Source organism: Nonomuraea sp. NPDC050153 (genome assembly GCF_044460125.1).
Taxonomy (GTDB): domain Bacteria; phylum Actinomycetota; class Actinomycetes; order Streptosporangiales; family Streptosporangiaceae; genus Nonomuraea.
Map to the genome: position 1 here is coordinate 142,447 of NZ_JBITJQ010000009.1, position 13,662 is coordinate 156,108.

The 13,662-nt window shown below is 68.8% G+C and carries 13 protein-coding genes; 8 read left to right on the forward strand and 5 right to left on the reverse strand.

The genetic code is table 11. The annotated features are described in order from the left end of the window. Positions 1-87 precede the first annotated feature (87 nt). Both ACIBQ1_RS23655 and prfH read left to right on the forward strand, forming a co-directional pair. The gene (locus ACIBQ1_RS23655) at positions 88-1,287 is read left to right on the forward strand and encodes an RNA ligase RtcB family protein (RefSeq protein ID WP_397280595.1); all 1,200 of its coding nucleotides are present in this window, start codon (positions 88-90) and stop codon (positions 1,285-1,287) included. Next, positions 1,284-1,913, forward strand: a complete 630-nt coding sequence (gene prfH / locus ACIBQ1_RS23660) for a peptide chain release factor H (RefSeq protein ID WP_397280597.1) — start codon at positions 1,284-1,286, stop codon at positions 1,911-1,913. Before ACIBQ1_RS23655 ends, prfH begins: the two co-directional genes overlap by 4 nt. A 312-nt stretch (positions 1,914-2,225) precedes the next feature. Here prfH and ACIBQ1_RS23665 read toward each other — a convergent pair whose 3' ends face one another. The 3 genes from ACIBQ1_RS23665 to ACIBQ1_RS23675 form a co-directional block, all read right to left on the reverse strand. Then, entirely contained in the window at positions 2,226-3,629 is a 1,404-nt protein-coding gene (locus ACIBQ1_RS23665) for a mycothione reductase (RefSeq protein WP_397280599.1), read from the reverse strand. A gap of 8 nt (positions 3,630-3,637) precedes the next feature. Further along, entirely contained in the window at positions 3,638-4,711 is a 1,074-nt protein-coding gene (locus ACIBQ1_RS23670; protein ID WP_397280601.1) for a flavin monoamine oxidase family protein, read from the reverse strand. Positions 4,712-4,818: 107 nt separating this feature from the next. Beyond that, the gene (locus ACIBQ1_RS23675) at positions 4,819-5,847 is read right to left on the reverse strand and encodes an alcohol dehydrogenase catalytic domain-containing protein (RefSeq protein ID WP_397280603.1); all 1,029 of its coding nucleotides are present in this window, start codon (positions 5,845-5,847) and stop codon (positions 4,819-4,821) included. Positions 5,848-5,957: 110 nt separating this feature from the next. On the opposite strand from ACIBQ1_RS23675, the gene ACIBQ1_RS23680 reads away from it, so the two are divergent. The 4 genes from ACIBQ1_RS23680 (at position 5,958) to ACIBQ1_RS23695 (ending at position 9,466) form a co-directional block, all read left to right on the forward strand. Continuing rightward, positions 5,958-6,839, forward strand: coding sequence for a LysR family transcriptional regulator (locus ACIBQ1_RS23680; protein WP_397280605.1), 882 nt, complete (start codon positions 5,958-5,960; stop codon positions 6,837-6,839). A gap of 382 nt (positions 6,840-7,221) precedes the next feature. Then, positions 7,222-7,755 carry a DinB family protein gene (locus ACIBQ1_RS23685; protein WP_397280607.1) on the forward strand — a complete coding sequence of 178 codons (534 nt, stop codon included), beginning with the start codon at positions 7,222-7,224 and terminating at the stop codon, positions 7,753-7,755. 47 nt (positions 7,756-7,802) lie between these two features. Then, positions 7,803-8,585 (forward strand): SDR family NAD(P)-dependent oxidoreductase, encoded by a 783-nt coding sequence (locus ACIBQ1_RS23690; protein ID WP_397280609.1) that lies wholly within the window; start codon positions 7,803-7,805, stop codon positions 8,583-8,585. A 275-nt stretch (positions 8,586-8,860) separates the two neighbouring features. Further along, positions 8,861-9,466, forward strand: a complete 606-nt coding sequence (locus ACIBQ1_RS23695) for an NADPH-dependent FMN reductase (RefSeq protein ID WP_397280611.1) — start codon at positions 8,861-8,863, stop codon at positions 9,464-9,466. Between the two features lie 105 nt (positions 9,467-9,571). Here ACIBQ1_RS23695 and ACIBQ1_RS23700 read toward each other — a convergent pair whose 3' ends face one another. Together ACIBQ1_RS23700 and ACIBQ1_RS23705 are read right to left on the reverse strand one after the other, a co-directional pair. Continuing rightward, positions 9,572-10,735, reverse strand: a complete 1,164-nt coding sequence (locus tag ACIBQ1_RS23700; protein ID WP_397280613.1) for an LLM class flavin-dependent oxidoreductase — start codon at positions 10,733-10,735, stop codon at positions 9,572-9,574. Next, positions 10,732-11,568 (reverse strand): alpha/beta fold hydrolase, encoded by an 837-nt coding sequence (locus tag ACIBQ1_RS23705; protein ID WP_397280615.1) that lies wholly within the window; start codon positions 11,566-11,568, stop codon positions 10,732-10,734. The genes ACIBQ1_RS23700 and ACIBQ1_RS23705 overlap by 4 nt, the downstream gene beginning before the upstream one ends. A gap of 189 nt (positions 11,569-11,757) precedes the next feature. On the opposite strand from ACIBQ1_RS23705, the gene ACIBQ1_RS23710 reads away from it, so the two are divergent. Both ACIBQ1_RS23710 and ACIBQ1_RS23715 read left to right on the forward strand, forming a co-directional pair. Continuing rightward, complete coding sequence (locus ACIBQ1_RS23710; RefSeq protein ID WP_397280617.1) at positions 11,758-12,783, forward strand: AraC family transcriptional regulator; 1,026 nt, start codon at positions 11,758-11,760, stop codon at positions 12,781-12,783. Positions 12,784-12,798: 15 nt separating this feature from the next. Next, positions 12,799-13,491, forward strand: a complete 693-nt coding sequence (locus tag ACIBQ1_RS23715; RefSeq protein ID WP_397280620.1) for an alpha/beta fold hydrolase — start codon at positions 12,799-12,801, stop codon at positions 13,489-13,491. Positions 13,492-13,662: the final 171 nt, after the last annotated feature.

The window sequence follows — 13,662 nt, forward strand, 5'->3', positions numbered from 1 at the left end:
GACAGCACCCGCTACCCCCAGATGCCACGGCGCCGACTCGCGCCGCAATGCCACCCGCCCATACTCCGTTCAGCGAAGAGAACGTCTTTGTCTCAGCGACACTCCCGGCAGGAGCCCCTGCCGCCGTCCATCCCGGCCACGGGTTCGGCCACCGTCACCGTGTTCGCCTCCCCCGCGAGCTGGATCGAGTCCGATGCCCTCGCGCAGTGCCACCAGGTGGCCGCCCTCGACGGCATGACGCACGTCGCCGCCATGCCGGACCTGCACCCCGGCAAGGGCGCCCCCATCGGCGCCGCCATGGCGTCGACCACCTTGTACCCGTTTCTGGTGGGCTCCGACATCGGTTGCGGCATCGCCGTGTTCCCCGTCAAGCTCAAGCGCGCCGTACCCGAGAAGCTCGCCGCCCGGTTCCCCGATCTCGATCGCGCGCTCGACCCTGAGCAGGATGCCGACGACCCGGCCTGGGCCGTGGTCAAGGGCGACATTCCCGCAGGTCACATCGAGGGCCTCGGGACGGTCGGCCGGGGCAACCACTTCGTCGAGCTATCGCGGATCGGGACCGTCTTCGAACCTGGGCACGCGACCCGGCTCGGACTCGCCTCCGGCGACCTGGTTCTCATCGTCCACAGCGGTTCCCGAGGGCTGGGCGAACGGATCCTGCGGGCGCACACCGAGGTCCACGGCGCGGGCCCCGCCCCCGATCCCGGCGCCTACCTGGCGATGCATGACGACGCCGTACGCTGGGGATCGCTCAACCGGCGGCTGCTGGCCGCCCGGGTCGCCCACGCCCTGGGGACCGAGCCCACCGAGCCGATCGTCGACCAGTGCCACAACCTGGTCGAGATCCGCGACGGCAGCTACCTGCACCGCAAGGGGGCCGCGCCGGGTGACGGCCGCGACGTGCTCATCGCCGGTACGCGCGGCACCCCTTCCTACCTCGTGGCCGCCCACGCCGGGCCGGACGCCAACCATTCCGTGGCGCACGGCGCGGGCCGCAAGATGTCGCGTACCGACGCCCTGCGCCGGGGCAAGGCCAAGCACACGGTCGAGGAGCTGCGCCGCACGCCGATGGGGTCGCTGGTGGTGTGCGGCGACCGCCAGTTGCTCTTCGAGGAGGCGCCGACGGCCTACAAGCACATCGAGCAGGTGATCGCCGACCTCGTCGCCCATGACCTGGCCACGCCCGTGGCCACCACGATCCCCCTCGTCACCTACAAGACGCCCGACCTCGGGTCCACGCCCCAAAGGGACCGCCGGGACCAGCGCCGCAAGCGAGCCCGGCCGTGAGCGTCCACCTGCTCCTGTCGGCCGGGCGTGGCCCGCAGGAGTGCGCCTGGGCGCTGGCCCAGCTGCTGCACCGCCTGGAAGCCGACGCCACCCGGCAGCACCTGGAGACCCATCGGGCCCAGACCGTGCCCGGCGACCGGCCCGGCACCTACCGATCAGTCCTCATCCAGATCGCAGGAGCCGGCGCCGAGGCATTCGCCGCCTCGTGGACCGGAACCCTGTGCTGGCAGGCCCCCAGCCCGTACCGCACCAGCACCGGCCGGAAGAACTGGTACGTCATCGCCCAACCGTGCCAGGTCGACACCCCGCGCACGACGTTCGCGGAAGCGGACGTCGACATCGTCGCCTGCCGCACCGGCGGCCCCGGCGGCCAACATCGCAACAAGGCCAGCACGGCGGTACGGGCGACCCACCGGCCCACGGGGATCGTCGTCGTGGTCGACACCGAGCGGCAGTTCAGCCTCAACCGCCGCATCGCCATGCGGCTGCTGCGACAGCGCATCGAGCACGGCGACGAAGCGGCAGGGCTTGCCGTCACCACCGCCCGCTGGCGCATCCACGATGAGCTCGTACGCGGCAACCCCACCCGTACCGAACGCCCGGAAAGGCCGAAGCAGGACCGGTAAGGGGCCACGATCGTTCCTGCTCGTTGAGGACCTCCGGCGGCGGCCGGTATTCGAGACTCGGATGCAGTCTCCGGCAGCGGTTGACCTGCTGTTTCACCTTGGCCCGGGCGGCGTTTTCCGCCATTCGTTCTTCAACGCGGAGAAGAACGATCCGGCCATCGCGTTATCGGGCACACCCCTGCGGCCCACCGAGCGGCGCATCCCCAACTCATGCAGCACCTGACCGTAGGCGTCAGAGGTTGCCCGCGTACTTGTGGTCGGTGTGCTCGTGGTAGCTCACGTAGTAGTCCTGGAGATGAACTGCGCCTTTGATCAGTCGAGGGGGAGATCGAGCAGGGCGTTCTCGATCACTTCGGGCATGGCCGGGTGGATCCAGTACTGGCCTGTGGCCATCGAGCGGGCGTCCAGGCCGAAGGACATGGCCTGAACCAGCGGCTGGATCAGCGTGGGCGCTTCGGGGCCGATGATGTGTGCACCGAGCAACTGGCCGGTGGCGGGGTCGGCCAGCACCTTCGCGAAACTCGTCGTGTCCTCCATCGCCCAGCCGTACGCGATCCCGCTGTAGTCCCGGATCGCGGTCACGTAGGCCCGCCCGGTGGCGCGGGCCTCCTGTTCGGTGATCCCGACCGAGGCGATCCTCGGAGAGGTGAACACCGCGTGCGGGATGTAACGGTGGTCGGAGGCTCGCAGATCGCCCGGATGCAGCAGGTTGTGCTGAACTGTGCGGGCCTCGTGGTTGGCAACGTGCTTGAGCCGCCAGGCAGAGGAGACGTCGCCGAGGGCCCAGACGCCGGGCACCGAGGTCCGCTGGTGTGCGTCCACGACGACCCGGCCGTCCGGGTGCAGCGCGAGCCCGCCCGCGGCGGCGTCCAGCAGGTCGGAGTTGGACCGGCGGCCGGTGGCCACCAGCAGCGCGTCGGACTCGAGTCGTTCCGCACCCTCGGGGCCCTCGAAGTCGAGCAGCAGCGTGTCGCCTTCCCGGGCGGCGTGCAGCAGTTTGCGGTCCAGCCGTACACCCCACTGGCCCTTCGCCAGCTTGGTGAAGCGTCGCGACACGGCCTCGTCCTCGTGCCGCAGCAGGACGTCGCCGCGCGCGATCAAGGTGATCGCGACGCCCAGGGAGGAGAAAACATGTGCCATCTCGGTGGCGACGAAACCCGAGCCCAGAATGATCATGCTGTGCGGGAGCCGTTCCATGCGCATCACCGTGTCGCTCGTGTGGTAGCCGAGCGCGTCATCCAGGCCGGGCACGTCCGGGATCACCGGGCGGCTGCCGGCCGCCACCACGACCTGGTCGCCGGTGATCGTGACAGGCCCGTCGGCGGTTGCCACGGTTAGCCGGCGCTCGCCGGTGAATCGGGCGGTGCCGCGGTAGAGGGTGACGTTGTCACGTCCTGTCGCGCGGTAGCGCTCGCCGCCTGTGGCGAGCGGGTCGATGCGGCCGAAGATCCGGTCGCGTACGGCGGGCCAGTCCACGCCGCGCAACGTCATGTCCAGGCCCAGACCAGCGCCGTGTTCTGCGGCGCCGGCGGTGTCGGCGGTGTGGACGAACATCTTGGTCGGGATGCATCCGACGTTGAGGCAGGTGCCACCGAAGCTGCCGAATCGGCCGAGGCCCTTCTCGATGACGGCGACCTTCCAGTCGGCGAACCGCTTGTCTACGATCGGGTTTCCGGAGCCGGAGCCGATGACGACGAGATCGAAATGCTGGCTCATGGAGGTTCCTATCGGCTCGGGACGGTGCTGGACAGTACGGCTTGCGCCGCCCGCTCTCCGGCGGCGAGGGCGCCTTCGATGTGCCCGGCGTACTCGGTAGCCGTCTCGGTCGACGCCCAGTGCAGCCGGCCGCCGAGCGCCGGCCGCTGATAGAGGTGGTGGCCGAAGAGGGAGTAGTCAGCGAGGTGCTGCACGGTGGACGGGGCGGTCCAGTGCTCGGCGCTCCAGTCCTGCACATGCAGGGCCTCGGGAGAAGCCGCGGCCGGCCCGAAGAGCTGCGTGAGCTGGGCGGTCACCGCTTGGGCGAATCCCGGGCCGACGACGCTGGCGTGCGCGAAGCCGAACAGCGCGGCGGACCGTCCGCCGGGCCCCGACATGTCGTGGATCTCCTGCAGCGGGCCGATCCTGCTGGATGCCGCACCGGCCAGCCCCTCCCGGCGCCAGAAGGCGGAGGGGTAACGGGCGACGACCTTGGCGACGGCCCCCATCCATACCGGGGTGGCGCGGGCCAGGCGCGCGAGCTCGGCGGGAAACGCGTCACCGAAGTCGATGCGTTCCACCGCCAGGGCAGGCGGGAGAGCCAGCACGACGTGCTCGGCCCGCAACGTTCCGGTGGGCGTGCGCAGCTCCAGACCGTCACTGCTGTCCGCCTGTACGGCAGTGACGGGCGTGCCTAGCCGCAGGCCGTCCTGCGGCAGCGCGGCCGCGAGGGCGGAGGCGAGGCTCTGGGCGCCGGCGGCGAAGCGGTAGGAGGGCACGTCGATCAGGTTTCCCTGGAATCGGCGTGTGCCGGTGACGTCCTGGAACAGGGTGTCGCCGGCGAGGTGCTGCGCGAAGATCTCGACGCCGCCTCCTGTTGCCAGCTTGCGGACGCGTTCTTCCCCCTCCCAGAACCAGGTGGCTCCCAGATCGAGGGTCCGCCCAGGGTCGGCTGCGGGGACCGAGAGCAGGCGTCCACCGACACGGTCGCGGGCCTCCAGGCAGAGCGTGTCACGGCCGGCGGCGTGCAGGGCGGTGGCGGCGGCCAGACCCGAGGCTCCGGCGCCGATCACGATCACTTCGTGGCTGTCCCCACGGGACATGTGAGGCTTCCCTTCTGTACAGGCCGAACCCACGTCATAGAGCATGGTGTTTCGGTTTCCGGCTGCGTCCGGCTGCTGGGCGTGCCGAGCCGGTGGAACAACACCGGTCACTCGCCGCTGGTGGCGTCCAGAATGATCCGGAAGCGGGGAGTTCCAGAACGTAGCCGGGTCACGGCTTCACCGGCCTGCCGCAGCGGCATGCGCTCGATCATGGGGCGCACGTTGGTGGTGACGGCGAACGCCATCGCCTCCTCTGTCTCGCGTGCGCTGCCGGTCAGGTGTCCGGTGATGGTGTGGCCGTTCATGACGAGACGGGCCGCCGGAACGGTCACCGATCCGGCGTCGACGCCGACGAGGGTGAGCTGCCCGTGCACGTTCAGCCCGGTCAGGAGCTCGTCCACCGGAGCTGTGGAGGAGGCGGTGTAGACGATGAGGTCAGCGCCGCCCAGTTTCTTCAGGGCGGCACCGGGCGCCTGGGCCTCGCTGTCGATGTAGTGGCGGGCACCGAGTTCGCGGGCCAGCTTCTCGCGCCGGCCGCCGCGGGCGATGGCGATCGTCTCGAAACCCAGCTTGGCTGCGAACTGGACGGCGAGGTGCCCCAGCCCGCCGATCCCGTACACCGCGACCCGCCCGCCGGAAGGCGTGCCGGCCTTGCGCACGGCGTTGAAAGTGGTCACACCCGCGCAGCCGAACGGGGCCGCGTCGAAGAAGTCGAGCCCGTCGGGGATGCGGGCGAGCGCGTCGGCGGGCACGGTGATGCTCTGCGCCCAGCCGCCCGGGTAGGACAGGCCCGGCACCTTACGATCGAGGCAGTGGACGACGTCACCCGCCCGGCAGAACACACAATGTCCACAACTGCCGCCGAACCAGCCCACAGCCACCCGGTCCCCGACCGCCCAGCCTTCCACCTGGTCGCCCAGCTCGGCGATGACACCGGCGACCTCGTGTCCGGGCGTGACCGGAAAGGAGATGTTCGGACCGGCGGCCGCGGCGGTGCCGATGTCGGCATGGCACACGCCGCTCGCCACGACGGCGACACGGACCCACATGCCCGCGGGCGGCGTCGTCGTGGCGACTGAAGGGTGCAGGGGGCCGCGGGGCTCGGTCACGACCATGGTCACGGCAGTGTTCGACATGACAGCCTTCTGATAGCAGTTGATTATGGTTATTACTAGAACTCACAACCTAGATGCAGGTAATCCCCATCGGTAGGGGACATTGGCGAATGGAGCCATAAGCTGTGACTATGATCGAGCGCCTGAATCTCGAAGGACTTCGGTACGCCCGGGCAGTCGCTGAGACCAAGTCGTTCAGCGCCGCCGCGCGGGCCTATGGCGTCACCCAGCCCGCCCTGTCCAACGGGATCGCCAAATTGGAGGAGCGCCTCGACGGCAAGTTGTTCGACCGGTCGCCGCGCGGCGTCACTCCGACAGCCTTCGGCGCCCGCCTCCTGCCACTGATCGAGCGTGCGCTGGAGGCTCTCGATGCTGTGGCGGCCGAGGCCAGGCGGCTGACCGAACCCGGCGAGCAGAAGATCCGCATGGGGGTCTCACCCCTGATCGGCTCGCATCTGGTCGGCCGGGCGTTCAACATGGTCTGCGAGCTGCCCGTACCCCGCGATCTAGTGCTGCGCGAGGCGAACATGCAGGACCTGCGTGAGAGCCTGCTGGCCGGCGAGCTCGACATCATCCTGATCCCAGCCGTGGCCGCGATGCCACGCTTCCAGCACCGGGTCATCGACGTCCAGTCAATCGTGGTCGTCACACCCGAGGCCGAAGGGGGCGCTCCCATCGAACTCGAGGAGGCGGGCAAGGAGCAGTTCATCCTCGTGCCGGACACCTGCGGCCTGACTACCTTCACCACGCAGCTATTCGAGGCGAACGAGATGCCCTTGCGCGCTTATCCGGGGGAGGCTGTCAGCTATCAGGTCCTGGAGGATTGGACGAAGCTGGGCCTGGGCTCGGCCCTGGTCCCTCGCTCCAAGCTCACCTCTCCTGACGTGCCGCACCGGCCATTGATGGACCAGGGGCGCGAGGTGCAGATCTCCTTCGAGGCGGTGTGGAGCGCCGATGCGCCACTGGCTGCGGACCTTCTCCGCCTCGCAGATAGCCTCGCCGCAGCCCGCTAGCCATACATAGCGCATATATCCGTATTCAGCGGGCTCCTCTACCGCACTCCGCGCTGCATACCTAAACTCGCAGATAGATGGAGGTTCTCACGCACGGGACATCCTCCTTTCTGCCAGGAGGGGCTATAACCATGGCATATCCGGAGATTACTCTACGGGTGGACCCGGCCGACCGCGGCGCGGCCGCGGAGGTCTACACCAGGAACAGGCAGCCGTTCCTGGACACCGTCTGACCTCGCGAGTCCCACCAAGTGCTCCGGGAGGCAGACGTGGTCGCGCCCTGGGGAGTTGCCCGGCATCCGGGGCCTTGATTTGCCGCCGCCCGACGCACCCTGCCGCGCCTGGCCTGGCTTCCCGACCCCGAACCACGACAGGTGGAGCCATGCACAACCTGCAAGCGTTGCTCGATGAGTACGACCGCGCCCGCGCCTACACCGACGACCTGTGGAAGGACCTCACGCCGGACGAGGTGATCTGGCGCCCGCACGAGAACTTCAGCGCCATCGGCTGGCACCTGGGTCACCAGGCCCACGTGGCCCACTTCATGATCCGCAACCTCACCGCGGCCGAGCCCAGCCCTGATCCGGAGCTGGACGCCCTGATGGATTCCGCCAATCCGGAGAAGTTCCGCGGCGCGCTGCCCACCGTCGACCGGCTCACCGCGTTCCGCGAGACCGTCGGCGAACGAGTCCACGCCCGCATCGGCGACATCGCCACCGGACGTGTCGGCGCACCCGAGCAACTGTCCATCGTCGCGACCCACCTGCTGACCGCACTCATCAACCACGAGTACCAGCACGACCAGTGGATCAGCGAGGTACGCGCCGACAACCTCGGCCACGCGCTCCCGCCCGATCCTGCCTCCGACCGACTCAGCCGCGTCGACGGCTACCTCGTCCTGAGCGCCCACGCCTAAGCACCGCACCGGACCCGCCCGGGAACACACCGACACAGGAGCACCACATGTCCAGCACCACCCTCGACTTCACCGGCCAGAAGGTCATCGTCATCGGCGGCACCAGCGGCATGGGCTACGCCGTCGCCCGCCACGTCCTCGACGCCGGCGGCAGTGCCGTAGTCACCGGCCGTGCCCAATCCAGCGCCGAGGAGGCAGCCGCCGCTCTGTCCACCCACGGCAAGGCCATCGGCCTGGCAGCCGACCTGGCCGACCCGGCGGCCGTCGACCACCTGCGCGCCACGCTGACCGAGGATCACACCGACGCCACCCTGCTCGTCAACGCGGCCGGCGTCTTCGCCCCGAAGCCGTTCCTGGAGCACACCCCCGCAGACTATGACCGCTACCAGGTCATCAACCGGGCCTTCTTCCTTCTCACCCAGACCGTCGTCGGCAACATGATCGCCCGCGGCTCGAAGGGAGCCGTTGTCAACATCGGCTCGATGTGGGCGCACCAGGCCGTCGCGGCCACGCCCTCCTCGGCGTACTCGATGGCCAAGGCCGGGCTGCACGCTCTCACTCAGCACCTGGCCATGGAACTCGCCCCGCACGGCATCCGGGTCAACGCGGTTGCCCCCGCTGTCGTGCGCACCCCGATCTACGAGGAGTTCATCCCCAAGGGGGACGTCGACTCCGCGCTCGACGGTTTCAACACCTTCCACCCGCTCGGCCGTACCGGCACCCCCGACGACGTGGCTGCCACCGTCGCCTTCCTCCTGTCGAATCAGACCGACTGGGTCACTGGCGCCGTCTGGGACGTCGACGGCGGTGTCATGGCCGGACGCAACTGACCTGCCGCGCGCCAACCAAACCGACGGGGGGACGGTTAGGGCCATCTACCGGCTACGCGTCTCGCACCGCTCTCATGCGACTGCCGGCTCACCCTTGATCTCACGCGATTCATCCCGCTCATGGGTGGGCGCCGAGCGAGCAGACTCGACGCCCGGCCAGGCTGCCGGAAACGGCTCGACCGTGCCGTAAGCGGCTCGTGCCACCGGCCGCCCCCTCCTACCGTCGCCCATACGGACAACGCACCGCGAGCATGAGATTCACAGCGGAGGAAAGCATGGGCGTGCGCATGACACGAGTTCTGGGGATCGGTGGGACGACGCGGCAGGATTCCAGCTCGGAGCGCGCCCTGCGGATCGCCGCCGCGGCCGCGGCGGAGGCCGGCGCGACCGTCGAGCTGATCACGGCACAGGCGCTGCTTCTTCCGATCTACGATCCCGAGAATCCCGTAAGGTCGGATCCGGCTGCCGCGTTGGTCGCGGCGCTGCGCGACGCGGACGCGGTGTTGATCTCGTCTCCGGGCTACCACGGCACGGTGTCCGGGATGGTGAAGAACGCCCTTGACTATGTCGAGGACCTGCGGGACGACGACCGCCCGTACCTTGCCGGCCTGCCGATCGGCTGCATCGCCGTCGCCTATGGTTGGCAGGCGAGTGTGGCGACCCTGCACACTCTCCGCACCTGCGCACATGCGCTGCGAGGATGGCCGACACCGCTGGGTGCCGCTCTCAACGCCTCGGTGCCAGGGCTCTTCGACCAGGCTACCGGCGCCTGCACGGACGGGCCGTCCCGGTTCCAGTTGGAGACCGTCGGCCGTCAGGTCGTCGAGTTCGCCGCTACCCGGATGGGCGGCGAAAGGGCCCTGGACCCGGCACAACTGTGAGGCCGGCTCCGGCCTGGTGGGAGGGGCGTCCCATCGCCACGATCGCCCCCCGGGCCGGCTGATCCGGCCAGGGAGGCGACAGGTCACGTGGGGTCTCCCGTTCGTTCAGGAGGATGCCGTCGCTCTGTTCGCGACGCCCAGCGGACGCAGGGCGGGCATGACTTTGGACGCGAACAGCTCCATGCTTCTGGTCATCTCCTCGGACGTGATGTCACCGATCGAGAAGAGTCCGATGAGCTGTCCGAAGCCGAGGTGCTCCTGGAGTTCGCTCAGCCGGGCGGCGACGGTGTCGGGGCTGCCGACAACGGCGTATCCGCCCGCCAGCAGTTCCTCGTACGACGTCTCGGTGTACGGCTTCATCCCGGACGTCAGCAGACCGCGCATCGAGCCCGGCGACATGTAACCCGGCGGATAGACCTGCGGAAAGGACTGCTTGAGCCCGCGGTGGAACAGCCATTCGAGGTGCTGCCGTCCCTCTTGGTGCGCCTTCTCGTCGGTCTCCGCCACGTAGATCGGCACCGAGAAGGCGGTCTTTCCCGGATCGGGTTCGATGCCCAGCTCCTCCGCCGCCCGCCGGTGCCCGTCGAACCAGCGGCGGACCACGGGCGTCGGCGCGTAGACCGACATGTAGGTGTAGCCGTGCTCGGCGACGAACTTCATCGTCTCGGAGCTGCCGGCTCCCGGGATGTAGATGGGCGGATGCGGCTCCTGCACCGGACGCGGCCAGAGGTTGACGTAGCGGTACTCGTAGTTGGGACCGATCCACTGGAACGGTTCGTCGGACGTCCAGGCCTTGATGATCAGGTCGTGGGCCTCGTTGAACCTGTCACGGGAACGGGTCGGGTTGACGCTGTGCGCGAAGTACTCCCAGCCGATTCCGCGGACGAATCCGGAGACCACTCGTCCGTTGCTGAGATGGTCGAGCATGGCGATCTCCTCGGCCACCCGCAACGGGTTGCCGCGCACGCCGATGGCGTTGCCGAGCACCATGATCTGTGCCCGCTCCGTGCGCCGCGCCAGGGCGGCGGCCATGATGTTCGGCGAGGGCATCAGACCGTAGGCGCTTTGGTGGTGCTCGTTGACTGCGATCCCGTCGAAACCGAGCTTCTCGGCGTACTCCAGTTCGTCCAGGTAGCGGTGGTAGAGGCGGTTGCCGAGCTCGCGGTCGAAGTACTTGCTCGGGAAGGTGAGGGAGGGGCTCGGATGGTTCTGGTCGAAGTCGTCCGGCAGGTACGGGTAGGGCATCAGGTGGAAGAAGACGAACTTCATCGGCGCGCTCCGCTCAGCTGGGTTTCGGCTTCGGCCAGGAATTCGGTGACGATCCGGGCGAATTCCTCGGGACGTTCGAAGTACATCGCGTGGCCGCAGTCCTCGACCTGCGAGAACCGCGCCTGAGGAATGAGCTCGGCGTACCGCGCTCCGTGGGCGACGGGGATGACCTTGTCGTGGGACGGGCAGGCGACGAGCGTGCGCGCGGTGATGCGGTGCAGCCTGCGCTCCAGCTTGGGGTTGCTGAGGAACGGGTGCCACGAGAAACGGGCGAGCGCGGTCATGTCCCGGTAAGCCGCGAGAACATCGTCGATACCCGGCTCGCCGGAAAAGAGCACCGACGCCTTGGCGGGGTCGTCGAACAGCGCACCGACCACCTGGTCCGGCGTCATGAGGAACAGATCGGCGACCGGATGTTCCGGCAGCCGCAGCCCGGCCGGGCCGAGCAGGGTCAAAGAGCCGATCACGTCCGGACGAGCGACGGCGAGCTCCGCCGCGACCCATCCGCCGAAGGAGGCTCCCACGACGTGCGGACGCTCCAGCCCCAGCCGTTCGATGACGTCGAGATAGTGGAAGACCAGATCGTCCACGCCCTCCAGCTCGGCGAACTCGTCAGACCCGCCGAACCCTGGGTGGTCGGGAGCGAAGACTTCGAAGCTGCGCGCCAAGAGCTCGTGAATCTCGTGCCATCGACCCGCGCCGCCGGCCGCGTGCAGAAAGAGCACCGGAGCACCCCTCCCGCCCTGGAACAGATGGACCCGTCCTCCGGGAACCTCGAGAAGGCCCTCGGTCGGCGGGCCGCTCACGTCCGGCCCGGCCTCGGTGGTCGTCACTTGTGTCACTGCACTACCTCCGGCTTCCGTGCTGCTGACGTCCCGAAAGTAGGAGGTGGCGACAGGAGCGCCGAGCCGGATACCGCACGCCTGAGCCGGTTTCCGCACAGCGGTTGACTTACCGGCCTGGAACCCCTCATTCTGCGAGCTGGACGTTGTGCGGACACATGTCCGATGATGGAGGTAGCCATGCACGCTCCGTCAATGCCGATGGACGACAAGCAGACACCGGAGGGCGTCAGCGTTCCTCACGGCCGGGTCATCAGTACGCCGGACTTGTCCGAGGCGAGGGTACGGACGCAGGAACTCCTCAAGAACGTGCACGGCATGAAGGTGCTGGAGCGCGGGAATCCCTTTCAGGCCCGCGTCGAGTACCGGCGCCTGAACGGGATCGGTCTCATGTCGTCGGGCTACGGCGCCGCGGTGGAGATCTTCTGCACCCCACCGATCAGCATCGTGACCGTGAACTTCGTCTTCGGCGGCACCATGCTCATCGACGAGGGCACTACCGGCGAGACCACAGCGGTCGCCGACCGGAGCCACGCGGGCGTCTTCTGCTTCCGGGAGAACGTTGCCATGCGGTGGTCTCCCGGGCTCCGCCAGCTCATGCTGACCGTCGACAAACCCCTCGTCGATCGATGCCTGCGGAACCTGCTGAACGAGCCGCTGCACGCCCCCTTGCGCTTCGAGACCGTCATGGATCTGAACCAGAGCGGTCAGGGGATCACGGCCGCGACGGGGACACTCCTGCGGGCACTCGACCAGTGCGGCAAGGCCGGCCCGCCCCCGGTGCTCGCCAAGGAGATCGAACACAACATCCTGACCTCTCTCCTGTTCGGGCAGCGGCACAACTACACTGACCGCATCTTCTCGGCGCAGCCGCTGCCGGCGCCCCGCGTGGTCCGGCGTGTCGTGGAGCTCATCCACTCCTCCCCCGAGGCCGCCTTCACCGTCGCCGACCTCGCGGAGTTCGCGGGCGTGAGTGAACGCTCCCTGCACTCGGCCTTCCGCCGGCAGCTGGGCACGTCACCGATGTCGTACGTACGCCGCCACCGCCTCGAACTGGCCCACGAGGAACTGCTGCGCGTCGATCCCTCCACCGGGGCGAAGGTCACCGACGTGGCACTGCGCCACGGCTTCACCCACACCGGCCGCTTCGCGGCCGCCTACAGGGAACGTTTCGGAGAGTCGCCCTCCGCGACGATGCGCCGGTGAAGGAAAGCGCGTGCTGTGGACCCTCTGATTCTCTTCGTGCACGGCGCCAACCACGACGGTTGGTGCTGGACCCCGGTCCTGGAACGGCTGGACCGCCTCGGTGTGGCCGGCCGAGCGGTCGATCTGCCGCTCACGTCCTTCGAGGACGACACCGCCGCCGTGCGGGAGGCTGTCCGCGAGGCCGCGCGGTCACGGCCTGTCGTGCTGGTCGCGCACAGCTACGGCGGCCTGCCGGTGACCGCCGGCGGGCAGGAAGCGGACCGCCTGGTCTTCGTGGCCGCACGGATGCCTCTGGCCGGAGAGTCGCCCGCGGCGCGCACACCCCGCTGGGGGCATCCGGAGTTCCGGGCGGCCTGGCACACGGACGACGACGGCGCCGTGATCCTGCGCCCGCAGGCCCGCGAGGTGCTCTACTCGCACTCCCCGCCCAACGTGGCCGAGTTGGCGGCACAACGCTGGCGACCGATGCGGAGCCGGGTGCCGGAAGCGCCGATCACCGACCCCGCATGGACGTCCTTGCCCTGCACCTACGTGGTCTGCACGAAGGACCGCACGGTACGGGTCGACGCTCAGCGCGAATGCGCGGCGCACGCGACCGAGAGCGTCGAGATCGATTGCGATCACTCCCCCTTCTTCTCGGCCCCGGGCCGGCTGACGGCGATTCTGGCTGATCAGGCGATGCGTGCCGCGCGGGCGGACCGAGCCTGAGGCATCCAGGACCGTGAAGGATCCGGTGTCCGCGCGATTCATCCGATTCCCGCAAGGAGCGTCAATCCGAGGCCGTGCAAGACCAGAGACGGTTCTTGACACGGGAAAAGCCTGACGCAATCGTCGATCCGTGCCCGCTTGGCGGACAAATGTCCGGAGTTCTCTCCGTTG

Coding starts and splice junctions, on each gene's coding strand:
- ACIBQ1_RS23690 (WP_397280609.1), top strand. CDS start 7,803: ATGTCCAGCACCACCCTCGACTTCACCGGCCAGAAGGTCATCGTCATC.
- ACIBQ1_RS23675 (WP_397280603.1), bottom strand. CDS start 5,847: ATGTCGAACACTGCCGTGACCATGGTCGTGACCGAGCCCCGCGGCCCC.
- ACIBQ1_RS23710 (WP_397280617.1), top strand. CDS start 11,758: ATGCACGCTCCGTCAATGCCGATGGACGACAAGCAGACACCGGAGGGC.
- ACIBQ1_RS23695 (WP_397280611.1), top strand. CDS start 8,861: ATGGGCGTGCGCATGACACGAGTTCTGGGGATCGGTGGGACGACGCGG.
- ACIBQ1_RS23670 (WP_397280601.1), bottom strand. CDS start 4,711: ATGTCCCGTGGGGACAGCCACGAAGTGATCGTGATCGGCGCCGGAGCC.
- ACIBQ1_RS23680 (WP_397280605.1), top strand. CDS start 5,958: ATGATCGAGCGCCTGAATCTCGAAGGACTTCGGTACGCCCGGGCAGTC.
- ACIBQ1_RS23665 (WP_397280599.1), bottom strand. CDS start 3,629: ATGAGCCAGCATTTCGATCTCGTCGTCATCGGCTCCGGCTCCGGAAAC.
- ACIBQ1_RS23700 (WP_397280613.1), bottom strand. CDS start 10,735: ATGAAGTTCGTCTTCTTCCACCTGATGCCCTACCCGTACCTGCCGGAC.
- ACIBQ1_RS23685 (WP_397280607.1), top strand. CDS start 7,222: ATGCACAACCTGCAAGCGTTGCTCGATGAGTACGACCGCGCCCGCGCC.